At 60.0% G+C, this 23,677-nt stretch carries 19 protein-coding genes; 7 read left to right on the forward strand and 12 right to left on the reverse strand.

The genetic code is table 11. The annotated features are described in order from the left end of the window. Window positions 1-513: 513 nt before the first annotated feature. Window positions 514-2,007, forward strand: a complete 1,494-nt coding sequence (locus J2Y86_RS17000; protein ID WP_253433687.1) for a YifB family Mg chelatase-like AAA ATPase — start codon at window positions 514-516, stop codon at window positions 2,005-2,007. Window positions 2,008-2,012: 5 nt separating this feature from the next. Here J2Y86_RS17000 and J2Y86_RS17005 read toward each other — a convergent pair whose 3' ends face one another. The 3 genes from J2Y86_RS17005 to J2Y86_RS17015 all read right to left on the reverse strand — a co-directional run bounded on the left by J2Y86_RS17005 (window position 2,013) and on the right by J2Y86_RS17015 (window position 6,561). After that, a complete protein-coding gene (locus J2Y86_RS17005) occupies window positions 2,013-3,227 on the reverse strand; it encodes an aldose 1-epimerase family protein (RefSeq protein WP_253433690.1) in 1,215 nt (404 codons plus the stop codon). Window positions 3,228-3,482: 255 nt separating this feature from the next. Further along, window positions 3,483-5,459, reverse strand: a complete 1,977-nt coding sequence (locus tag J2Y86_RS17010; protein WP_253433693.1) for a methyl-accepting chemotaxis protein — start codon at window positions 5,457-5,459, stop codon at window positions 3,483-3,485. Window positions 5,460-5,640: 181 nt separating this feature from the next. Then, entirely contained in the window at window positions 5,641-6,561 is a 921-nt protein-coding gene (locus J2Y86_RS17015) for a LysR substrate-binding domain-containing protein (protein ID WP_253433697.1), read from the reverse strand. Window positions 6,562-6,719: 158 nt separating this feature from the next. Here J2Y86_RS17015 and J2Y86_RS17020 point away from each other — a divergent pair, with 158 nt between their 5' ends. Then, window positions 6,720-8,114, forward strand: a complete 1,395-nt coding sequence (locus J2Y86_RS17020) for a NorM family multidrug efflux MATE transporter (RefSeq protein WP_253433700.1) — start codon at window positions 6,720-6,722, stop codon at window positions 8,112-8,114. A gap of 108 nt (window positions 8,115-8,222) precedes the next feature. On the opposite strand, the gene J2Y86_RS17025 is transcribed toward J2Y86_RS17020, so the two are convergent. After that, window positions 8,223-9,896 (reverse strand): putative bifunctional diguanylate cyclase/phosphodiesterase, encoded by a 1,674-nt coding sequence (locus J2Y86_RS17025; RefSeq protein WP_253433703.1) that lies wholly within the window; start codon window positions 9,894-9,896, stop codon window positions 8,223-8,225. A 265-nt stretch (window positions 9,897-10,161) separates the two neighbouring features. Between J2Y86_RS17025 and rep the strand changes: the two genes are divergently transcribed. Next, the gene (gene rep / locus J2Y86_RS17030) at window positions 10,162-12,171 is read left to right on the forward strand and encodes a DNA helicase Rep (protein WP_253433706.1); all 2,010 of its coding nucleotides are present in this window, start codon (window positions 10,162-10,164) and stop codon (window positions 12,169-12,171) included. A gap of 70 nt (window positions 12,172-12,241) precedes the next feature. Next, a complete protein-coding gene (locus J2Y86_RS17035; RefSeq protein WP_253433709.1) occupies window positions 12,242-12,814 on the forward strand; it encodes a xanthine phosphoribosyltransferase in 573 nt (190 codons plus the stop codon). Window positions 12,815-12,941: 127 nt separating this feature from the next. Here the strand turns inward: J2Y86_RS17035 and J2Y86_RS17040 are convergent, their stop codons facing one another. From J2Y86_RS17040 to dadA, 6 genes are all read right to left on the reverse strand, one after another. After that, on the reverse strand, window positions 12,942-14,864 hold the full coding sequence (locus J2Y86_RS17040; RefSeq protein ID WP_253433712.1) for an acetyl-CoA hydrolase/transferase C-terminal domain-containing protein: 1,923 nt from the start codon (window positions 14,862-14,864) through the stop codon (window positions 12,942-12,944). A gap of 136 nt (window positions 14,865-15,000) precedes the next feature. Then, window positions 15,001-15,426, reverse strand: coding sequence for a c-type cytochrome (locus tag J2Y86_RS17045; RefSeq protein ID WP_253433715.1), 426 nt, complete (start codon window positions 15,424-15,426; stop codon window positions 15,001-15,003). Between the two features lie 170 nt (window positions 15,427-15,596). After that, window positions 15,597-16,145, reverse strand: a complete 549-nt coding sequence (locus J2Y86_RS17050; protein WP_007947433.1) for a cupin domain-containing protein — start codon at window positions 16,143-16,145, stop codon at window positions 15,597-15,599. A gap of 128 nt (window positions 16,146-16,273) precedes the next feature. Next, the gene (alr, locus tag J2Y86_RS17055; protein WP_253433718.1) at window positions 16,274-17,347 is read right to left on the reverse strand and encodes an alanine racemase; all 1,074 of its coding nucleotides are present in this window, start codon (window positions 17,345-17,347) and stop codon (window positions 16,274-16,276) included. 96 nt (window positions 17,348-17,443) lie between these two features. Then, the gene (locus tag J2Y86_RS17060) at window positions 17,444-17,797 is read right to left on the reverse strand and encodes a RidA family protein (protein WP_253433721.1); all 354 of its coding nucleotides are present in this window, start codon (window positions 17,795-17,797) and stop codon (window positions 17,444-17,446) included. Next, window positions 17,769-19,073 (reverse strand): D-amino acid dehydrogenase, encoded by a 1,305-nt coding sequence (gene dadA / locus J2Y86_RS17065; protein WP_253433725.1) that lies wholly within the window; start codon window positions 19,071-19,073, stop codon window positions 17,769-17,771. Before dadA ends, J2Y86_RS17060 begins: the two co-directional genes overlap by 29 nt. 156 nt (window positions 19,074-19,229) lie before the next feature. Between dadA and J2Y86_RS17070 the strand changes: the two genes are divergently transcribed. Then, window positions 19,230-19,718, forward strand: coding sequence for an Lrp/AsnC ligand binding domain-containing protein (locus J2Y86_RS17070; RefSeq protein WP_003177284.1), 489 nt, complete (start codon window positions 19,230-19,232; stop codon window positions 19,716-19,718). A 129-nt stretch (window positions 19,719-19,847) separates the two neighbouring features. On the opposite strand, the gene J2Y86_RS17075 is transcribed toward J2Y86_RS17070, so the two are convergent. Continuing rightward, window positions 19,848-20,201: a YkgJ family cysteine cluster protein gene (locus J2Y86_RS17075; protein WP_007947437.1), complete on the reverse strand. Its 354-nt coding sequence runs from the start codon at window positions 20,199-20,201 to the stop codon at window positions 19,848-19,850. Window positions 20,202-20,348: 147 nt separating this feature from the next. On the opposite strand from J2Y86_RS17075, the gene J2Y86_RS17080 reads away from it, so the two are divergent. Then, entirely contained in the window at window positions 20,349-21,641 is a 1,293-nt protein-coding gene (locus J2Y86_RS17080; protein WP_253433728.1) for an NAD(P)/FAD-dependent oxidoreductase, read from the forward strand. A gap of 144 nt (window positions 21,642-21,785) precedes the next feature. On the opposite strand, the gene J2Y86_RS17085 is transcribed toward J2Y86_RS17080, so the two are convergent. Then, window positions 21,786-22,031, reverse strand: coding sequence for a DUF1127 domain-containing protein (locus J2Y86_RS17085; RefSeq protein WP_253433731.1), 246 nt, complete (start codon window positions 22,029-22,031; stop codon window positions 21,786-21,788). Between the two features lie 179 nt (window positions 22,032-22,210). Between J2Y86_RS17085 and J2Y86_RS17090 the strand changes: the two genes are divergently transcribed. Then, the gene (locus tag J2Y86_RS17090; protein WP_253433734.1) at window positions 22,211-23,644 is read left to right on the forward strand and encodes a PLP-dependent aminotransferase family protein; all 1,434 of its coding nucleotides are present in this window, start codon (window positions 22,211-22,213) and stop codon (window positions 23,642-23,644) included. Window positions 23,645-23,677 lie beyond the last annotated feature (33 nt).

Raw genomic sequence — 23,677 nt, forward strand, 5'->3', positions numbered from 1 at the left:
CGGAAAACGAAAAGACAAACTGCGACTCATCGCTGGATATCATGCGGAGGCACTCCGGCTGGCTGGGAACGTATCTGCCACTCAACGCCGCTTTTTTGAGGTTGCTGCGGCTCGCGGTAAAGAGTTGGAACCAAGCGGCTGGCTCGCCGGTTACAGAGCACCCGCTACGGCTAATTCGACAACAAAAGGTGAACAACCTCAGCACCGTGAGTGTATTCACTAAGGACGCAGGCCCTAGCCTCCCCGAAACCACACAAAAAACCGCTTCCTCAAGGCGGTTTTTTATCGCCTTCGATTCAGCTTTCGCCGCAGTCCTTCATAGATCCAGGCAACGTGCTACAACAACCTCATCCCGCGACTGATTACGTCGCAGATCCCCACTCCCTTACGCTTCACCCATCAGAAAGACACTCGCAACATCCTGCGAATATTTGGCACCTGCGCCATCACGCGCCCCCGACTACCCTTCAAAAACCCGCAGGAAGCGGACCCCGTAAAGCTCAAGGAACGACCATGTCCCTCTCCATCGTCCACAGCCGCGCCCAGATTGGCGTGGATGCGCCCGCCGTCACCGTCGAAGTTCATCTGGCTAACGGTTTGCCATCACTGACCATGGTCGGTCTGCCCGAAGCCGCAGTGAAGGAAAGCAAGGATCGAGTACGTAGCGCGATCATCAATTCAGGCCTGCAGTTTCCGGCACGGCGCATCACGTTGAATCTGGCGCCTGCGGATTTGCCCAAGGACGGCGGGCGGTTCGATCTGGCGATTGCCTTGGGGATTCTTTCAGCCAGCGTGCAGGTGCCGACATTGACGCTGGACGACGTGGAATGTTTGGGAGAGTTGGCGCTGTCGGGCGCGGTGCGTGCCGTGAGGGGCGTGTTGCCGGCAGCGCTGGCCGCCCGCAAGGCCGGGCGCTCGCTGATGGTGCCGCGAGCGAATGCGGAGGAAGCCTGCCTGGCGTCGGGGCTGAAAGTCATCGCCGTGGATCACTTGCTGGAAGCAGTGGCGCACTTCAATGGCCACACGCCGGTTGAGCCCTACGCTTCCAATGGTCTGCTCTACGCCAGCAAACCCTACCCCGACTTGAATGAAGTGCAAGGCCAACTCTCAGCCAAGCGCGCTTTGCTGATTGCAGCGGCCGGGGCTCATAACTTGCTGTTCAGCGGCCCGCCGGGGACTGGGAAAACGCTACTGGCGAGTCGATTGCCGGGGCTGTTGCCGCCACTGGTGGAAAGTGAGGCATTGGAAGTCGCGGCGATTCAGTCCGTCACCAGTGGCGCGCCGCTGAGTCATTGGCCGCAACGCCCTTTTCGCCAGCCTCACCACTCCGCTTCCGGGCCTGCATTGGTCGGTGGCGGCTCGAAACCGCAACCTGGCGAGATCACCCTCGCCCACCATGGCGTGCTCTTTCTTGATGAACTTCCGGAGTTTGATCGCAAGGTGCTGGAGGTCTTGAGAGAGCCGCTGGAATCCGGGCACATCGTGATTTCCCGGGCGAAAGATCGCGTGCGTTTTCCGGCCCGCTTTCAACTGGTCGCAGCGATGAACCCCTGCCCTTGTGGATATCTTGGCGAGCCCAGCGGCAAATGTAGTTGTACACCGGACATGGTCCAGCGCTACCGCAACAAACTCTCAGGTCCGTTGCTGGATCGCATCGATCTGCACCTGACCGTTGCCCGCGAAGCCACGGCTTTGAATCCAGTCGCCAAACCCGGCGACGACACCGCAACAGCCGCCGCTCTGGTTGCAGATGCAAGAGAGCGGCAACACAAACGCCAGGGCTGTGCCAATGCATTTCTCGACCTGCCTGGGCTGCGCATGCATTGCAAGTTATCCACAACCGACGAAACCTGGCTGGAGACCGCGTGTGAACGGCTGACCTTGTCGCTGAGGTCAGCCCATCGATTGCTCAAGGTTGCGCGCACCCTGGCGGATCTTGAAAACGTCGATCGCATCACCCGTGAACATCTGGCTGAAGCGCTGCAGTACCGGCCAGCCACCAACTGATGGCTTTACTCTTTGCTGAGATCCACTAACGGCGCCTGCCTCACCTCAGTCTCCCGACCACCCTGAATCTCGGTAACACGCTTCAATGCGTTATCCACAGCGCTCTTGTCCGCCAGCAAGCTGTAGTTGATCTGGAATTGCCTGTGTTCTTTCGGCGCAATCGTCGGCACTAAACCGAGTGGGCGCTGATATCGACGGTTGTAGGAAAAACTTGTCCCTGGTTCCAGCCCGGTGACATAGCCCTGGCCTTGTGTATCGGTGTTTTTCCACAAGGAAAACACGGGCAGCGTTTGAGTGTTGAAGCCGACCGAAACGCCCAGGCTGCCCGCCTTGTTGTGCAGTACCGTCAGCGTATCGCCCTTGGCGTCGGCATACGGCACGACGTTGTACACCGTCTCGTCGTAATCCTTGGTTGGCGCGCGGTAGGTTTGCCAGTCCGGCAGTTCCGATTTCGCTTTGTCGTTGAACGGTGACACCTGTTTCACCGGCGCGGCGAAGCGGGCGCCCTGCTCGAGAAACGGGGTGCTGAAGTTACTGTGGTACAACGCCTGGTATTCCTTCGGGTAGTCGCCGTTGTTGGTCAGGGTGTCATTGAGGCTGAAGCTCGCACTGCCAGGTTCGGTGACCAGTTCGGTCGCGACAGAGAAGTCGACTTTCTTGAACGCCTGCTCTTTCAACTCGCCGCGCAGGCTGATGGCATACGGCGGTTTTTCGTCGATATGCAGGGTGACTTTGCTTGCAGGGATGTTGGCAGCGCGACCATGCAGGGTCAGTAATTCGCCGTTGTCCATGCCGGGGTGGCCGACCCACTCGTAGCCGCAGCGGGTGACCAGCTCGTTGAAGCCTTCCAGCCAGCCCAATCCACCACGACCGTTGAGTTCGATGAAGGATGGGTTGACCACTTCCTTGACCGGCGAATCCCAGCCCATGCGCACATTACCGACCGAGGCCTGCAGGACGTTCATCCCGCGAGTCGGCACCACTGAGAGTTTCATCGTGCCGTTATCGATGTCGACAATGCTGACGCCCTCCTGCCGCCCACCGTGCAGGGTTCGCAGGGTTACGGAAAAGGGTTTGTCGGTTTTCACCCCGAGTTGCTGGCTGGTGATTTGCCAGTTCTGGGCAGCCTTGTCGGTGTCGAGAAGGACGTAATCCCAGGCCATCGCATGGGACGCGGCGGAGAACGCGCTGAGGGCGACGATGAGTTTGAGCGGAGTCATGGCGGGAGCCTTTATTGGAGTTGTGGCATTTTTATAGACTTGCTGAAACGTTTCATCAAGTTAAAAAATGAGGCAAAGCCAAGAAGACAACCTGGGGATGATTGATCCGCGAATGTGTGGCAAATCGAATATAGGGTCGATCCCTTCGCGAGCAAGCCAGCTCCCACATTAGATCTGAGGCGAACACAATATTTGTGAACACCGCAGTGCTGATGTGGAAGCGGGCTTGCTCGCGAAGGCTATTTCAAAGACACCTCAACGGAAGCGGTCAACCTCTTGGCGCAAATCCGCCGCCAGGCTTTCCAGCTCTTTAGCGGTGATGGCCAGGTTCGACACCACTTCCCGCTGCTCGCTGTTGGCCAAGGCAATGCTTTGCAGATTGCTGCTCAGCAAGGTCGCCGTGCTGCTCTGCTCCTGGGTCGCCGTGGTGATCGCCGCGAACTGTTGGCCAGCCGAGCGACTTTGCTCATCGATCCGCGCCAGGGCCGAAGCGACGTTGGCGTTACGCGACAGGCCTTCCTGCATCAGCACATTGCCTTGCTCCATGGTGCTGATGGCGTTGCCGGTTTCCTGCTGAATGCTTTGAATCATTCCGGAAATCTCGTCGGTGGCCTGGCGAGTACGCGATGCCAGGTTGCGCACCTCGTCAGCCACCACCGCAAATCCACGACCCTGCTCACCGGCACGCGCCGCTTCGATGGCCGCGTTGAGCGCCAGCAAGTTGGTCTGTTCGGCAATCGAAGTGATCACCCCGACAATCCCGCCGATTTCCTGAGAGCGCTGACCCAAGGTGTTGATCACCGTGGCGGTGCTGTTCAGTGCGCCGGCAATTTGCTCCAGGGACGAGGATGCTTCGTCCATCGATGTACGACCGATCTGGGTTTGTTGTGCGTTTTCCTGCGCCAGACGTTGAGTGCTACCCATGTTGTCGGCAATGTTCAGCGAGGTGGCGCTGAATTCTTCCACGGCACCGGCCATGCTGGTGATTTCACCCGATTGCTGCTCCATGCCTTCATAGGCACCACCCGACAGGCCAGACAGCGCCTGAGCGCGGCTGTTGACCTCTTGCGAGGCCTTGCGGATGTGCTCGACCATCGTCGACAGCGCTTGGCTCATCTGGTTGAAGGCGCGGGCCAACTGACCGATTTCGTCGTTGCTCGACACGCTCAGGCGCACGCTCAGATCACCGGCGCCCAAGGCTTCGGCCTGCCGAACGAGGTCTCCCAGCGGTGCGAGCTTGCTGCGCAGCAACCAGACCGCGGAGCCCACGGCGATCAACATCGCCAGCAGGCTGCCAATCGCCAATTGGATGCCAACCGCCCAGGTGACCGCACGGATTTCACTTTTCGGCATGCTCGCCACGACCGACCACGGCCCGCCTTCAAATGGCACGGCAATGCTGTAGAAGTCTTCGGACTTGTCGCTCCAGAACTCACCTTTACCCGGCGTCTTGACCAGGCTGTTGATCGTCTTGACCGCTTGCTCCGGTGCTTGCACACCCGCGATTGGCACCAGCCATTTGTTCTGCTCATCGAGCAATGCCAAAGAACCGGTCTGCCCGATACGGAAGCGTGTGAGGTTGGCGAACTGTGCGTTCTGCGCGTCGGTGTAATCGAATCCTACATACAACACGGCAATGACCTTACCGCTGCCATCGCGCACGGGGGTGTACTGCGACATGTAGAAGCGCTCGAACAGCAAAGCCCGACCTACATAATTCTGCCCCGCCAGCAAACGTGCATAAGCCGGGTTCGCATGATCGAGCAAGGTGCCGATGGCGCGGCTGCCGTCCTGTTTAGTGACGTTCGTACTGACTCGAATGAACTCATCACCGCTGCGCACGAACACCGTCGCAACGCCCGCGGTCATTTGCTTGAACTCGTCCACTTCCTTGAAGTTGTTGTTCAGCACTTCACTGCCCAGGTGCAGGCCCGGGGTCTGCGCGCCCGCCACGGTCACCGGTTCGTCCGGATGCACGCTCAGACCTGCGCTGAAGCGCTTCTCGAACAGGCCGGCCAGGCGTTGGGTACTTTCACGCAACGTGCCGTGAAACGTAGTCAGCTGGTCGGCCAGCAAGCGGGCTTCGCTGGCCAGGTGCTCTTCGCGGGTGGCGAGGTTGGCCGTGTCCAGCGAACGCAGGGCGAAGACGGTGCTGCCGCTGATGACAATCGCCAGAATAACGGCGAGCGCAAGACCAAGCTGTGAGGCAATCCGGGCACGAGGTTGAGACATGACAGCTCCTGGCCAAGTGACCGGATCTTCATTGATCGGCTGCTCAGCAAATTTTCTAATAATGGGAATTGCGTCGAACCTGCACGAAGGTTCCATCTGCAGATTTTCGGCGGCAAACCTGAATACTTGAGTGATTAGCCGGGATATGGCTCAAAGCCTCTATCTGGACCGCTCTATCGATTCAGCTCAAGTGCACGACATCCGGCAATTTCATCGCCAGGGCTTCGCCTTGGAGGAAATCGCTGAGACGGCGCAAACGTTCACCTCCGGGGCGTGTTTTCGGCCAGACGAGGTAATAATTCTCACCACTGGCGACGGCAGTCGGCCACGGCAAGCTCAGACGTCCCTGCGCCACATCCTCGGCCACCATCAAAAGATCACCCATCGACACACCATAACCCCGGGCGGCAGCAATCATCCCCAGTTCAAGCGTATCGAACACCTGTCCGCCCTTGAGCGACACCTGATCCGTCAGCCCCATGCGCTCCAGCCAGTTGCGCCAGTCACGCCGGTCCGGTGTCGGGTGCAGCAGTTCGGCATTGGCCAAGCGTTCGACATCCCACGGTTGGTCCTTCAGAAGATTCGGTGCGCCTACTGGAATCAGCTCTTCGGGGAACAGGAAACTCGCCTCCCAGTCTGGCGGAAAATGCCCGTTGCTGAGGATCACGGCGCAGTCGAACGGCTCATGGTTGAAGTCCACCGAATCAACGTCCATCCAGGCGCTGGTCAGTTGCACCTCGTTGCCCGGCTGCAGATGGCGGAATCGGCTGAGCCGCGCCAGTAACCAGCGCATGGTCAGGGTGGACGGCGCTTTCATGCGCAGGATGTCATCTTCGGCGCGCAAGGTATTGCAGGCGCGTTCGAGTGCCGTGAAGCCTTCGCGGATGCCGGGCAGGATCAGCCGAGCCGACTCGGTCAGTTGCAGGTTGCGCCCGCTGCGGTGAAACAGCCGACAGGCGAAATGCTCTTCGAGCGTACGAATGTGTCGACTGACCGCACTCTGTGTAATCGACAGCTCTTCAGCCGCACGGGTAAACGAGCTATGTCGCGCCGCCGCTTCAAATGCGCGAAGGGCATACAAGGGAGGAAGACGACGGGACATTCGGAAAGCTCCTATAGCGCAATTTCGTCAACTTATCAGAAACTCCCCAAGATGAGTTTTAATCATGCCATCCATCCTTTTTATCCCTTTGTGCAAACCCTGCAGAGCGCCGAGAATCGACGCTTTCCTGTTCTCTTTGACCCTCGAGCGTGATGACCATGCAGCATCCAGCGCGTATTGAACTCTGGGCCATCCTGCGGCTGGCGGGGCCGTTGATTGCCTCGCAGTTGGCGCACATGTTGATGGTTCTCACCGACACCTTGATGATGGCGCGTCTGAGCCCCGAAGCACTGGCTGGCGGCGGACTCGGTGCGGCGACCTATTCGTTTGTGTCGATCTTTTGCATCGGCGTCATCGCGGCGGTCGGCACCCTGGTGGCGATCCGTCAGGGCGCGGGCGATATCGTCGGCGCCGCGCGACTGACCCAGGCCGGTTTGTGGCTGGCGTGGCTGATGGCCTTGGTCGCCGGTTTGCTGCTGTGGAATCTCAAGCCGGTGTTGCTGTTGTTCGGCCAGACCGAGACCAACGTCCAGGCGGCCGGGCAGTTCCTGTTGATCCTGCCATTCGCCCTGCCCGGCTACCTGAGCTTCATGGCCCTGCGCGGTTTCACCAGCGCCATCGGCCGGGCGACGCCGGTGATGGTCATTAGCCTCGGCGGTACGGTGGCCAACTTCGTGCTCAACTATGCGCTGATCACCGGGATGTTCGGCCTGCCGAAAATGGGTCTGGTGGGTATCGGTCTGGTCACGGCGATTGTCGCCAACCTGATGGCCGTGGCGTTGGCGCTGCACATTCGGCGGCATCCGGCGTACGACGCGTATCCGTTGTGCCAGGGTTTGTCGCGGCCTAACCGGCAGTATCTGAAAGAGTTGTGGCGTCTGGGCCTGCCGATTGGCGGCACCTACGCGGTTGAAGTCGGGCTGTTTGCCTTCGCGGCGCTGTGCATGGGCACCATGGGCAGTACGCAACTGGGCGCGCACCAGATCGCGCTGCAGATCGTCTCGGTGGCGTTCATGATTCCGGCGGGGCTTTCCTATGCGATCACCATGCGCATCGGCCAGCATTACGGCGCCGGGCAACTGTTGGACGCGCGACTGGCCGGACGGGTCGGGATCGCGTTCGGCGCGGCGGCGATGCTCGGCTTCGCGATGGTGTTCTGGCTGTTGCCGAATCAGTTGATAGGCCTGTTCCTGGACCACAACGACCCGGCCTTCCGCCCCGTCATCGAACTGGCTGTGAGCCTGCTGGCGGTGGCAGCGTGGTTCGAGCTGTTCGACGGCACGCAAACCATCGCCATGGGCTGCATACGCGGGCTCAAGGACGCCAAGACCACGTTCCTGGTCGGGCTGGGTTGCTATTGGCTGATTGGCGCGCCCGCCGCGTGGTGGATGGCCTTCCATTTGAACTGGGGGCCGACGGGCGTCTGGTGGGGATTGGCGCTGGGACTGGCGTGCGCGGCGGTGAGCCTGACGCTGGCGTTCGAGTGGAAGATGAAGCGGATGATTCGGCGGGAGCCGTCGTCACAACGTTTCGAGGCCATCCAGACCGAATGAAGACCTTGTGGGAGCGGGCTTGCTCGCGAATGCGGTGTGTCATTCAACTTTATTGTCGACTGACACGGCCTCTTCGCGAGCAAGCCCGATCCCACATTTGGTTTGTGTTTAGCTTACGACTTCCAGCGCCGGCTGCTGATTGCTGCCGAAGCTCAAGTAATCCACCAGCTCCGCCAACGGCAACGGCTTGCTGATCAGATACCCTTGCACCTGATCACAACCAAACCCACGCAACAGATCCAACTGCTCGGGCGTTTCCACGCCCTCGGCGACCACTTCAAGATTGAGGTTGTGCGCCAGATTGATCATCGCGTGAACCAGCTTGCGATTCTCTTCCCGCCCCTCCATCCCGCCCACGAAACTCTTGTCGACCTTCAGCAAGGCAATCGGCAGGCTGTTGAGGTGCACGAACGACGAGAAACCGGTGCCAAAGTCGTCGAGCGAGAAGCGCACGCCCAGACGCCCAAGGGCATCCATGGTCTGCTTCACCAGATCGCTGCGGCGCATGACGGCGGTTTCGGTCAGCTCGAATTCCAGCCATTGCGCCTCGACGCCACGTTCGGCAATCAGCCGACTCAGGGTCGAGAGCAACTGGCTGTCCTGAAACTGCCGGAACGACAGGTTGATCGCCATGTGCAACGCCGGTATACCCAGCTCGCGCAGCGCCTGCATGTCGCGCAACGCGCGCGAAATCACCCAGTAACCGAGCGGCACGATCAAACCGCTTTGCTCGGCCAGTGGCACGAACTCGCTCGGCGGCAGCAGGCCACGTTCAGCGTGACGCCAGCGCACCAGGGCTTCGAGACCGACAATCTGGCCGTCTTCCAGGTTCAGGCGTGGCTGGTAATGCAGTTCCAGCTCATCGCGACGCAACGCCCGGCGCAGCTCGCTTTCGAGGTCGGCCATGCTGCGGGCATTGCGGTTGATGCGTTCGTTGAAGATGTGAAAGGTGCAGCCTTGAGTGCTCTTGGCCTGCTGCATGGCGATGTGCGCGTGCCACATCAGCGGGTCGGCACCCGCCTGGGCGCGGGCATGGGCGATGCCCAGGCTGGAACCGATCAACAGGCTTTCGCCATCGACCCAATAGGGTTCGGCCAACGCCTCGGTGATGCGCTCGGCCATCCACTCGGCGCGTTGCGGCGCACGGCGGGTGTCGATCAGCAGGGCGAACTCATCGCTGCCCAGCCGCGCCAATTGATCGCCTGCCTCGAGCTGGCTTTTCAGCCGTGCGACCACTTGCAGAATCAACCGGTCGCCGGCCTGGTGGCCGAGGGCGTCGTTGGCGTGGCGGAAGTTGTCGAGGTCGAGGTGACCTAAGGCCAGGCCGCGGCCCTCGTTTTCCGCCAGTCGCGCGGCCAGCAGGGTCTGGAAACCCTGGCGGTTGGCGATACCGGTCAGCGGGTCTTGTTCGGCCAGCCGTTGCAGGGTGTTTTCCAGCACGCCGCGCTCACGCACATGGCGCAGGCAACGGCGCAGCATGCCGGGGTCGAGATGATCGCGCACCAACCAGTCGCTCACGCCATCGGGCGGCAACAGCGGCTCGTGCTCGAGCAGCAACACCGTCGGCAAATTGCAACGGCCCGGCGCCGGCTGAAGGGCCGGGATCGTCAACAACACCGCGCTGCGGTTGTCATCGAACAGAGTGCTGACCGATTCCCAGCTTGGAGCGCTGATGAGCACGGCCGAGCTCCCCATCGGAGCCAGACACTCGCGCAACAACGCTGCCCACGCTGGCTCTTCGGCCAGTAGCAGCAAACGCAAGGGTTCGACAGGCGTAGACAAGCTAGCTCCCTAGACTCTGCAATGATGTAGGCGGCGGGCATTATGCCGTGCCGATAACCAATGACCAAATGACATCAGTTATCAAACGAGGCCTTTGTATCCGGAATTACGAACATTAGACGCAAATTCACCGCGTATCCTGCGTGAAAGTAACAAAACCGGCAAATATAGATAGCGTGTTGCGTCACAAGTCGGAGAGAGCAGCACAATTCGCTGAGCCTGTTAAAATGCCGGCCCATTTCGTGACTGACTCCTGAATTTACGTATGTCCCGACTCAATCCCCGGCAGCAAGAAGCCGTGAGCTACGTCGGCGGCCCTCTTTTGGTGCTCGCCGGCGCAGGCTCCGGCAAGACCAGCGTGATCACGCGCAAGATCGCGCACCTGATCCAGAACTGCGGCATCCGTGCCCAGTACATCGTCGCCATGACCTTTACCAACAAGGCCGCGCGCGAGATGAAGGAACGGGTCGGCACCCTGCTCAAGGGCGGCGAAGGCCGTGGCCTGACAGTGTGCACCTTCCACAACCTGGGCCTGAACATCATCCGCAAGGAACACGTGCGGCTGGGCTACAAACCGGGCTTCTCGATTTTCGACGAGACCGATGTCAAAGCCCTGATGACCGACATCATGCAGAAGGAATACTCGGGCGACGATGGCGTCGACGAGATCAAGAACATGATCGGCTCATGGAAAAACGACCTGATCCTGCCGGCCGAAGCCCTGGAAAACGCACGCAACCCCAAGGAACAGACCGCCGCCATCGTCTACACCCACTATCAGCGCACGCTCAAGGCGTTCAACGCGGTGGACTTCGACGACCTGATCCTGCTGCCGGTGAAGCTGTTCCAGGAACACGCCGACATCCTCGAAAAGTGGCAGAACAAAGTCCGCTACCTGCTGGTGGACGAATACCAGGACACTAACGCCAGCCAGTATTTGCTGGTGAAGTTGCTGATCGGCACGCGCAACCAGTTCACCGTGGTCGGCGACGATGACCAGTCGATCTACGCCTGGCGCGGCGCCCGTCCGGAAAACCTGATGCTGCTCAAGGACGATTACCCGTCCCTGAAAGTGGTCATGCTCGAGCAAAACTATCGCTCCACCAGCCGCATCCTGCGTTGCGCCAACGTGCTGATCTCGAACAACCCGCATGAATTCGAAAAGCAACTGTGGAGCGAGATGGGCCACGGCGACGAGATCCGCGTGATCCGCTGCCGCAACGAAGACGCCGAAGCCGAGCGCGTGGCGGTGGAACTGCTGACCCTGCACTTGCGCACGGACCGGCCCTACAGCGATTTCGCCATCCTGTACCGCGGCAACTACCAGGCCAAGCTGATCGAGCTGAAGCTGCAGCATCACCAGATTCCGTATCGGTTGTCCGGCGGCAACAGCTTCTTCGGACGCCAGGAAGTGAAAGACCTGATGGCCTACTTCCGCCTGATCGTGAACCCGGACGACGACAACGCCTTCCTGCGAGTGATCAACGTCCCGCGCCGGGAAATCGGTTCTACCACCCTGGAAAAGCTCGGCAACTACGCCACCGAACGCAAAATCTCGATGTACGCCGCCACCGACGAAATCGGCCTGGGCGAGCATCTGGACACGCGCTTCACCGATCGCCTGTCGCGCTTCAAGCGTTTCATGGACAAGGTCCGCGAGCAATGCGCCGGCGAAGACCCGATCTCGGCGCTGCGCAGCATGGTCATGGACATCGACTACGAGAACTGGCTGCGCACCAACAGCTCCAGCGACAAGGCCGCCGACTACCGCATGGGTAACGTCTGGTTCCTGATCGAGGCGTTGAAAAACACCCTGGAGAAAGACGAAGAAGGCGAGATGACCGTCGAGGACGCCATCGGCAAACTCGTCCTGCGCGACATGCTGGAACGTCAGCAGGAAGAGGAAGACGGCGCCGAAGGCGTGCAGATGATGACCTTGCACGCCTCCAAGGGTCTGGAATTTCCTTACGTGTTCATCATGGGCATGGAAGAGGAAATCCTCCCGCACCGTTCCAGCATCGAAGCCGACACCATCGAAGAAGAACGGCGCCTGGCCTACGTCGGGATTACCCGCGCGCGTCAGACACTGGCCTTCACCTTCGCCGCCAAGCGTAAGCAATACGGCGAGATCATCGACTGCGCACCCAGCCGCTTCCTCGATGAATTGCCGCCGGACGACCTGGCCTGGGAAGGCACCGACGACACACCTGTTGAAGTCAAAGCCGTTCGCGGCAATACCGCATTGGCGGATATACGGGCGATGTTAAAGCGCTAGAATTGAGCACTTTCCAACCAAACACTTTTTGACAAGCCAGGCGCACGCGGCGCCAGTAGAGGAACGCTTCATGGAAGCACTGCACCAGAAAATTCGCGAACAAGGCATCGTGCTTTCCGATCAGGTCCTGAAGGTCGACGCCTTTTTGAACCACCAGATCGACCCGGCGCTGATGAAGCTGATCGGCGACGAGTTCGCTGAGCTGTTCAAGGACTCGGGCATCACCAAGATCGTCACCATCGAAGCCTCGGGCATCGCCCCGGCGATCATGACCGGCCTGAACCTCGGTGTTCCGGTGATCTTCGCCCGCAAGCAGCAGTCCCTGACCCTGACTGAAAACCTGCTGTCGGCGACCGTTTACTCGTTCACCAAAAAGACCGAAAGCACCGTCGCCATCTCCCCGCGCCACCTGACCAGCAGCGACCGCGTGCTGATCATCGATGACTTTTTGGCCAACGGTAAGGCGTCGCAAGCGCTGATCTCGATCATCAAACAGGCCGGCGCAACCGTGGCCGGTTTGGGGATTGTGATTGAGAAGTCGTTCCAGGGTGGGCGTGCGGAGCTGGATGCGCAGGGTTATCGGGTTGAGTCGCTGGCGCGGGTTCAATCGCTGAAGGATGGCGTGGTTACCTTCATCGAATAAACCAGCAGGACCGATGTACCTGTGGGAGCGGGCTTGCCCGCGATGGCGGTGGATCAGCCAACATCAATGTTGGATGTTATGGCCTCATCGCGGGCAAGCCCGCTCCCACAGGTTTTTTTGTTGGCTGTTACTGCGCGGTGGCCTTCAGGCCGGTGAGCAGCAATCGCTGAAACAGGTCCTCTTTCAATCCCTCAGGGTTGGTCAGCTGCATTCTCTCCAGATGCTCGGGAAATGATGAAGCCTCCGGCGCGTCCAGCGCAGCCTTGCCCAACTCCAGAATTTCCGTGAGCTTGAACTTGCTCTTCAACCAGTTCAGCGCCCGCAACAGATCCCGCTCCTCGGCCGTGAAATCACACCCCAGCGGATACTCCGGAAACAACTGCGGATGCCGCGCCTGAATCGTCTGCAATCGCTGCGGGCTGTTGTCGGCGAAACGCGGATCGAGGCGGAAATTCTTCGGCAACTTGCCAACGTTCTGCGCCTGCTCGATCAGCCCCGGCTGGAAGCGTGAATCGCTGATGTTCAGCAATGCCTCGATCACCGCTGCATCGGTCTTGCCGCGCAAGTCGGCGATGCCGTACTCGGTGACGACGATGTCGCGCAAATGCCGCGGGATCGTGCAATGGCCGTATTCCCAGACGATGTTGGAACTGACCTCCCCGCCCGCCTCGCGCCAGCTGCGTAGCAGCAGAATAGAACGCGCGCCTTCCAGTGCATGGCCTTGCGCAACGAAGTTGTACTGCCCGCCAACACCGCTGAGCACCCGCCCGTCTTCGAGCTGATCGGCCACGCCGGCACCGAGCAATGTCATGGCGAACACGGTGTTGATGAACCGCGCATCGAGGCGCTGCAAGCGTTTGAGTTCTTCCTGGCCGTACAGCTCATTGATGTAGCTGATGCGGGTCATGTTGAATTCGAGGCGCTTGCATTGCGGCAACTCGCGCAAACGTTCGTAGAAACTGCGCGGTCCGAGGAAGAAGCCGCCATGTATCGAGATGCCGTCAGTCTGCGCAGACTCGTCCAGGGTGCCGGCATTCGCCTGTTGCTGAGTCGGCACATCCGGGTAGACCTTGCGCCGCACGATCCCGGCGTCGGCCAATACCAGCAGGCCGTTGACAAACATTTCGCTGCAACCGTAAAGGCCTTTGGCGAATGGTTCGACGCCCCCTTCACGATCGATCAACTGCGCCCACTGGCTGAGATTCACGTCCGCCAGCAGCGCTTTGTAACCCTCGTTGTCAGCCTGCCGCGCCAGCAACGCCGCCGTCAGCGCGTCGCCCATGGCGCCGATGCCAATCTGCAAAGTGCCGCCATCGCGCACCAGCGTGCTGGCGTGCAGGCCGATGAAGTGATCCTGGAAACCCACGGGCATGTTCGGGGTGGAGAACAACGTGGTGTTGTCTTTCTCGTCGACCAGCAGATCGAAGGTATCGATGCCGACTTCGGCGTCGCCGGGCATGTATGGCAAGTCGTTGTGGACCTGCCCCACGAGCAGGATCGTCTCCCCCGCCGCCCGGCGTTTCTCGATCATCGGGAGCAGGTCGAGGGTGATGTCCGGGTTACAGCTCAGACTGAGGCGATCGGGATGTTCGTTGTGGCTGGCCACCAGTTGCGCGACCAGGTTCAAACCGGAGGCATTGATGTCCCGAGCGGCGTGGCTGTAGTTGCTGCTGACGTAATCCTGCTGGGCGGATTCGCTGTGGAGCAGGCTGCCGGGTTGCATGAAGAACTGCTGAATGTGGATGTTCGACGGCAGGTTGTCCTTGTGCAGGCCCGCGAGGAAATCCAGTTCGGGATAGTCGCCGAACACCCGCTCGATGAAGGGCTCAAGGAAGCGCTTTTGCAAACCGTCGCCCAATGCAGGACGGCCGAGGCACAGCGCGGTGTAGATCGTCAGCTGCCGCTCGGGCAGTTGCGCCACGCGTTGGTACAGCGCGTTGACGAAGTGGTTGGGTTTGCCCAGGCCAAGGGGCAGGCCCATGTGGATGTGCGCCGGCAACCGCGCGAGCACATCATCGACCGCCTGTTCGATAGAACACAGCTGCACCATCAGATCCTCCCTAACAGTCCATGAATTGGGGTTGGACCGAGCTTGCCGGGTCTTTGCTGCATTGAACAGTCTCAGAGGATAAATCGCAGGCACAAAAAAACCGCTCAAAAGCGGCTTTTTTGCTGGAGATGAACGCTTATTTCAAGCCGGACATCTTCTGGATTGCGCCCTTCAGGTCGGCGTCAGCGCAATCGGCGCAGGTGCCTTTCGGAGGCATTGCATTGACGCCGGAGATCGCTTTCGCGAGCAGACCGTCAAGTCCGCCTTCTTTCTTGGCGCGTTCGCCCCAAGCGGCGGCATCACCGATTTTCGGTGCGCCCAACAGGCCAGTGCCGTGGCAAGCGTTGCAATGTTTTGCAATCACTGAGTCAGGAGTTTTGGCATCACCGCCGCCCGCCGAAGCAGCGACTTCCATCCCCTTACACTCTTGACCCGTCACACAGACCTGGCCAACCGGCTCAAGGCGTTTGGCAATATCGTCATTCGTCGCAGCTTGTGCGCTGACAGCCCATAGGGCCAATACGGTTGCTGGTGCAGCCAGCATTTTCATAATTAGGTTCACGCGTTCACCCTCAATGGTGGCTAGTCACGCCTACGGCCACGGTTCGCAGGCGGGCGCAAGTATAGCGGTAAGCCCGCCGCACTGAAACAACCCCAAAGTCGAAGGGGTCTTGTTGCGCGGCGGAAAACCCCTTCGGGTGTCGATGCCATGCTGGCAGGACGCCTCTTCTCTTAGAAATTCGCTGGCGTGGCTGCGCTGATTAGTCGCGCCGGCGCGTCGAACGGATTACGGAAACGGTGTGGCTTGGTACTTTCAAAGTAGTAGCTGTCGCCAGCTTCGAGCACAAAAGTTTCCAGCCCGACCACCAGTTCCAGCCGACCTTCCACCAGAATCCCGGTTTCCTCGCCCTCATGGGTGAGCATCTCGTCACCGGTGTCGGCGCCTGGCGGGTAGATTTCATTGAGGAAGGCGATGGCGCGGCTCGGGTGCGCCCGGCCGACCAGCTTCATGGTCACGGCACCATCGGAAATATCGATCAGTTCGTTGGCCTTGTAGACGATCTGAGTCGGTTTTTCCTGCAGGATCTCTTCGGAAAAGAACTCGACCATGGACATGGGAATCCCGCCCAATACCTTGCGCAGCGAACTGATCGAGGGACTGACACTGTTCTTCTCGATCATCGAAATGGTGCTGTTGGTGACGCCCGCGCGTTTGGCGAGTTCACGCTGCGAAAGACCTTTGAGCTTACGGATGGATTGCAGTCGTTCACCGACGTCCAATGCTGGAGCCTCCAGGGATTCAGGTTGTAGGAATATTGAGCGTTATCATGGCGACAGCGTTCAGTATTTACAACACTTTGGCCTGAATCCCGTTCGGTGACACGACTTTCGGTCAGGCGCGTTGTGCCTCAAGCCCCGGAATAGAGCAGCGGCACTCGACGCAGGTTGCAGAAGATCTGGTAAGGAATCGTGTCTGCCGCTTCCGCCACGGTGCTGGCAAGCACATTTTTGCCCCACAATTCGACGGTCGAGCCGAGGCCGGCTTGCGGTACATCGGTCAAATCGATGCAGAGCATGTCCATCGACACCCGGCCGATCAGCTGGCTGCGCTGCCCGGCAACCATCACTGGCGTACCGGTCGGTGCATGGCGCGGATAGCCATCGGCGTACCCCATGGCCACCACACCAACGCGCATTGGCTTCTGGGTAATGAATTTGGCCCCGTAACCGATCGGCTCGCCGGCCGGCAGCTCACGCACGCAAATCACTTTCGATTCCAGCGTCATCACCGGTTGCAGGCGAGAAGCGACGGCGTTGGCTTCTTCGAACGGCGTGGCGCCGTAGAGCATGATGCCCGGACGAACCCAGTCGCTTTGGATCTGCGGCCAACCGAGCACCGCCGGTGAGTTGCGCAGGCTGATCTCGGCGGACAAACCCTGACGCGCCGCTTCAAACACGGCCACTTGCTCGGCGCTGGCCTGGCTGTGCAGCTCATCGGCGCGGGCGAAGTGGCTCATCAGCACGATCTTCGCGACCTTGCCGCTCGCCAGCAGACGTTGGTAGCCCGCCTGGTAATCCTTCGGATGCAGGCCGACCCGGTGCATGCCCGAATCGAGCTTCAGCCAGACCGTGATCGGCTTGCTCAGCGTGGCTTTCTCGATGGCTTCGAGCTGCCACAACGAATGCACCACGCACCAGAAATCATGCTCGACGATCAGCGCCAGCTCATCGGCTTCGAAGAAGCCTTCCAGCAACAACACCGGTGCGCGAATGCCCGCGGCGCGCAGTTCCAGCGCTTCTTCGATGCACGCCACGGCAAACCCGTCCGCCTCGGCTTCCAGCGCCTGGGCGCAACGCACCGAGCCATGGCCGTAGGCATCGGCCTTGATCACCGCGAGGGCCTTGGCCCCCGTGAGTTCACGGGCGATCTGGTAGTTGTGACGCAGGGCTTGAAGGTCGATCAGGGCACGGGCTGGACGCATGGCGGCAGGCTTCTAGGCGGTCGTGGGAATAAAAACCGGCGCTGGCTGACGGCGTTAACCGCCAACAGCACCGGGAGAGGGATCTTTCTGACAGGCTTATGGCAGAGCAGCTACAACCGACAGCTCTACCAGGATTTCCGGTTCGCACAGCTTCGACTCAACCGTCGCACGGGCCGGGGCGACGCCTTTTGGCAGCCACGTGTCCCACACCGCGTTCATGCCTTCGAAGTGCGCGTCGATGTCTTTCAAATAAATCGTCACCGACAGCAAGTGGTGCTTGTCGGTCCCTGCCAAATCAAGCAAACGCTCGATGTTGGCAAGGGTCTCACGGGTCTGCTGTTCAATCCCGGCACTCATGTCGTCGCCGACTTGCCCTGCCAGATAAACGGTGCCGTTATGGGCAACGATCTGGCTCATGCGCTCATTGGTGAGCTGGCGCTGGATTGACATGTTTTTCGGACTCCTGGGTTTTACTTCCATAACGAGAAATATCGAGGCCTTCGGCGCTGATCTGCGGCGTTTTCTTCGCCATCAGGTCAGCCAGCAAACGTCCGGAACCGCACGCCATGGTCCAGCCGAGCGTGCCGTGACCGGTGTTCAGGAACAGATTCTTGAACGGCGTGGCACCGACGATTGGCGTGCCATCCGGGGTGGTCGGACGCAGACCGGTCCAGAAACTGGCCTCGGCCAGGTTGCCGCCCTGAGGATAAAGGTCGTTGACGATCATCTCCAGAGTTTCGCGCCGACGCGGGTTCAGCGACAGGTCAAAACCGGCTATTTCAGCCATGCCGCCGACGCGGATGCGATTGTCGAAACGGGTGATCGCGACTTTGTAGGTCTCGTCGAGGATAGTCGAAGTCGGGGCCATCGCCGGGTTGGTGATCGGCACGGTCAGCGAGTAACCCTTGAGCGGATACACCGGGGCGCGGATGCCCAGCGGCTTGAGCAACTGCGGCGAGTAGCTGCCGAGAGCCAATACATAGCGGTCAGCGGTTTCCAGTTTGCCGTCGATCCATACACCGTTGATGCGATCACCGGCAAAGTCGAGCTTCTGAATGTCTTGGCCGAAGCGGAATTCCACACCGAGGTTCGTACACATCTCTGCGAGCTTGGTGGTGAACATCTGGCAGTCGCCGGTCTGGTCGTTCGGCAGGCGCAAGGCGCCGGCGAGAATGTCGGTGACGCAGGCCAGGGCCGGTTCAACGCGGGCAATGCCTTCGCGGTCGAGCAGTTCGAACGGTACGCCGGACTCTTTGAGTACGGCGATGTCTTTCGCGGCGCCGTCGAGCTGAGCCTGGGTGCGGAACAATTGAGTCGTACCGAGGCTGCGGCCTTCGTAGGCAATGCCGGTTTCAGCACGCAATTCGTCAAGGCAGTCACGGCTGTACTCGGACAGCCGGACCATGCGCTCCTTGTTCACCGCGTAACGGCTGGCGGTGCAGTTGCGCAGCATCTGCGCCATCCACAGGTACTGGTCGATGTCGGCAGTGGCCTTGAGCGCCAGCGGTGCGTGGCGCTGCAGCAGCCACTTGATGGCCTTGAGCGGCACACCCGGCGCGGCCCACGGCGAGGCATAACCCGGCGATACCTGCCCGGCGTTGGCGAAACTGGTCTCCATGGCCGCAGCCGGCTGACGGTCCACCACCACCACTTCGAACCCGGCACGCGCCAGATAATAAGCACTGGTGGTGCCGATGACGCCGCTACCCAAGACCATAACGCGCATTTTCATATCCCTCATCGCGGCATGCCGCTGACGTTTGTAGTTCAGACCGTAGATGTGGGCAGTTTAAAAAAGATTAGCCAGTGCTTTTCACTATATAAGCACCTATATTTGGCGACAATTCTCGGCAAAAACGCTTTTCACGGAGGCGCATCCCCTATGCGTACCAACACTCAGACCAAACGTGAGCTGGACAAGATCGACCGCAACATCCTGCGGATCCTGCAAGCGGACGGGCGTATTTCCTTCACGGAGCTCGGAGAAAAGGTCGGGCTCTCGACCACGCCCTGCACCGAGCGGGTTCGGCGTCTGGAGCGCGAGGGCATCATCATGGGCTACAACGCCCGGCTGAATCCGCAGCACCTCAAGGGTAGTCTGCTGGTGTTCGTCGAGATCAGCCTCGACTACAAATCCGGCGATACTTTCGAAGAGTTCCGACGTGCGGTGCTGAAGTTGCCCCATGTACTGGAGTGCCATTTGGTGTCAGGGGATTTCGACTACCTGGTGAAGGCGCGGATTTCCGAGATGGCCTCGTACCGCAAGTTGCTGGGCGACATTCTGCTGAAGCTGCCGCATGTGCGCGAATCCAAGAGCTATATCGTGATGGAAGAGGTGAAGGAGAGTTTGAGTCTGCCGATTCCGGATTGAGATATTCGTCGCCTGTGTGGGCCTCTTCGCGAGCAAGCCCGCTCCCACATTGGATCTGTGAACGGCTCAAGTCCAATGTGGGAGCGGGCTTGCTCGCGAATGCAGGCGACTCGGTCTACCTGAAGAAACTCAAACTAGTACCTGCCGGGTCGACGCCATGTACTCATGAATCTGCTTCTCCACCCGCGGATGAATCAGCTCCACCGGCCCCCGCCCATTCGGGCACGGCAGCGTCTTGGTGGTCCCGAACAACCGACAAATCAACGGTCGCTCGTCATACACCGTGCAGCCGTTCGGCCCCAGGTGCACACAGTTGAGCTCATCCATCGCCGCATCCTGCTCGGCGCGGGTCTTGCGCGGCAGGCGGGACATTTCTTCCGGCGAGGTGGTCACCGGACCACAGCAGTCATGGCAGCCGGGCACACACTCGAACGAGGGAATCTGCTGTCGCAGCGTGCGAATTTTCTGACTGTTGCAGCTCATCGAAGCGGTGACCAAAAGCGGAATAGAGCGGGATTCTGCAGCAAAAACGCCGATCCAGACAGCCACAACCGACCAGTGTTGCCCGCGCCGGAAGGTCCGGCTTATGCTCCGTCAATTTTTCTAGACACAAAAATCAGGATGACGCGCATGAATGCCCGCGCCCAGCACATTGCCTCTTATTACGCCGCCAGCAGCCTGCCGCAGCCCGATCACCCGGTGCTTACAGAGGATCTGGTGGCCGATGTGTGCGTGGTCGGCGGCGGGTTTTCCGGGCTGAACACTGCACTTGAGCTGGCGGAACGCGGTTTCAGTGTGGTGTTGCTCGAAGCTCAAAAGATCGGCTGGGGTGCCAGCGGCCGTAATGGCGGGCAGCTGATTCGTGGCGTCGGCCATGGTCTCGATCAGTTCGCCGGCGTGATCGGAGCGGACGGCGTGCGTCAGATGAAACTCATGGGGCTGGAGGCGGTGGAAATCGTCCGACAGCGCGTCGAGCGTTTTCAGATCCCTTGCGACCTGACGTGGGGTTACTGCGATCTCGCCAACAAACCCCGCGACCTGGAAGGCTTCGCCGAAGATGCCGAAGAACTGCGCAGTCTTGGCTACCGTTACGAAACCCGATTGCTGCAAGCCCATGAAATGCATTCGGTGGTGGGTTCCGACCGCTACGTCGGCGGCCTGATTGATATGGGTTCGGGCCACTTGCATCCACTGAATCTGGCACTGGGTGAAGCCGCCGCCGCGCAGCAACTGGGCGCCAGACTGTTCGAACAATCGGCGGTGACCCGCATCGACTACGGTCCGGAGGTGAAGGTCCATACGGCTCAAGGCTCGGTTCGCGCGAAGACTTTGGTGCTCGGCTGCAATGCCTATCTCAACCAGCTCAACCCTGAACTCAGCGGCAAGGTGTTGCCCGCGGGCAGCTACATCATCGCCACCGAACCCTTGAGTGAAGAACAGGCTCACGAATTGCTGCCGCAGAACATGGCGGTCTGCGATCAGCGAGTGGCGCTCGATTACTATCGGCTCTCGGCGGATCGACGCTTGCTCTTCGGTGGCGCCTGCCATTATTCAGGTCGCGACCCGAAGGACATCGCCGCGTACATGCGGCCGAAGATGCTGGAGGTTTTCCCGCAACTGGGCGGGGTGAAAATCGATTATCAATGGGGCGGGATGATCGGCATCGGCGCCAACCGCCTGCCGCAGATCGGGCGGCTCAAGGATCAACCGAATGTGTATTGCGCCCAGGCCTATTCAGGTCACGGGGTGAATGCCACGCACCTGGCGGGCAAGTTGCTGGCCGAGGCGATCAGTGGGCAGCAGGGGGGCGGGTTCGATCTGTTTGCCAAGGTGCCGCATATCACCTTCCCCGGCGGGAAGCATTTGCGCTCGCCGTTGTTGGCGTTGGGGATGTTGTGGCATCGGCTTAAAGAGTTGGTCTGAAGAATTTCTGGCGTTCTTGCGGACGCCTTCGCGAGCAAGCCCGCTCCCACATTAGGTCTTCAGCGAACACAGATTGGGTGTTCGACAACGATCAAATGTGGGATCGGGCTTGCTCGCGAATGGATCTAAAGAACACCACAAAACTCAGATCCGCCAGAAAGGCTTAAGCCCCTCCTCCCGCGCCTGCTCAAGACTCAACCCGACATCCTTCAACTGCTCCGGCGTCAGATCCAGCAACGCCTTGCGCGTGTGCAGACGATGCCAGAACAGAGCCCAGCGACTCAGGCCGGACGGTGCGTTGCGCATGAGCGCCTCGCGCGCACCGTTTTTTTGCCCTGCCGCCAGTTCCTGACTGCGTAACGTCAGCCGCACATCGCTCAAGCCGTTCATTTTGATTGCTCCTGTTTACTTGGGTAGCCAGAGCTTTCATGATGCGTGGACGGCAAAAAGCATTACAGATTCAACTTAACAGTATTAACTCCATACAGATTCGGCGCTTCTGCCTCTGAATCTTGATTTTTTACCTGATCTGTACTGGTTAACCGAATCACCCACACCGAGACTGCGCCATGACCCTTTACGTCAACCTCGCTGAATTGCTCGGCACGCGTATCGAACAGGGCTTTTATCGCCCCGGTGACCGGCTGCCGTCGGTGCGGGCATTGAGCGTCGAGCACGGCGTCAGTCTGAGCACGGTTCAACAAGCCTATCGGGTGCTGGAAGACAGCGGCCTGGCGATGCCGAAACCCAAGTCCGGCTACTTCGTCCCGGTGAGCCGAGAATTGCCGGAGCTACCGGCGATTGGCCGCCCCGCCCAGCGCCCGGTGGATATTTCGCAGTGGGATCAAGTGCTGGAACTGATCCGCGCGGTGCCGCGCAAGGACGTGGTGCAACTGGGCCGCGGCATGCCGGACATCACCACGCCGACCATGAAACCGTTGCTGCGCAACCTCGCCCGCATCAGTCGGCGGCAGGACATGCCCGGTCTGTATTACGACAACATTCACGGCACCCTCGAACTGCGCGAGCAGATTGCGCGCCTGATGCTGGATTCCGGATGCCAACTGACGGCCAACGATCTGGTGATCACCACCGGCTGCCACGAAGCGCTGTCCACCAGCATTCGCTCCATCTGCGAGCCGGGCGACATCGTCGCCGTGGACTCGCCAAGCTTTCACGGCGCGATGCAGACGCTGAAGGGCCTGAACATGAAGGCCCTGGAAATCCCCACCGACCCGCTGACCGGGATCAGCCTCGATGCGCTGGAACTGGCCCTGGAACAATGGCCGATCAAGGCCATACAGTTGACGCCCAACTGCAACAACCCGCTGGGCTACATCATGCCGGAATCGCGCAAACGCGCGTTGTTGACGCTCGCACAGCGTTTCGACGTGGCGATCATCGAGGACGATGTGTATGGCGAACTAGCCTACAACTACCCGCGACCGCGCACGATCAAATCCTTCGACGAAGACGGACGCGTCCTGCTCTGCAGTTCGTTCTCCAAAACACTGGCGCCCGGATTACGGATCGGCTGGGTTGCACCGGGCCGCTATCTGGAGCGGGTGCTGCACATGAAATACATCAGCACCGGCTCCACGGCGCCGCAACCGCAGATTGCCATCGCCGAATTCCTCAAGGCCGGTCACTTCGAACCGCATTTGCGGCGGATGCGCATGCAATACCAGCGTAATCGCGACATGATGATCGATTGGGTCACCCGTTATTTCCCCGCCGGCACCCGCGCCAGTCGTCCGCAAGGCAGTTTCATGCTCTGGGTCGAATTGCCTGACGGCTTCGACACCTTGAAACTGAATCGCGCCTTGCACGACCAGGGCGTACAGATTGCCGTCGGCAGCATCTTTTCTGCCTCGGGCAAGTACCGCAATTGCCTGCGAATGAACTACGCTGCCAAGCCAACACCACAGATCGAAGACGCGGTGCGCAAGGTCGGCGCCGCGGCAATCAAACTGCTGGCGGAAAATGACAGCTTCACTGACTGACTTTTAACGGGATTTCAGCGTCCATATGCCGAC

Origin of the sequence: Pseudomonas migulae (genome assembly GCF_024169315.1) — a bacterium.
GTDB lineage: Bacteria > Pseudomonadota > Gammaproteobacteria > Pseudomonadales > Pseudomonadaceae > Aquipseudomonas > Aquipseudomonas migulae_B.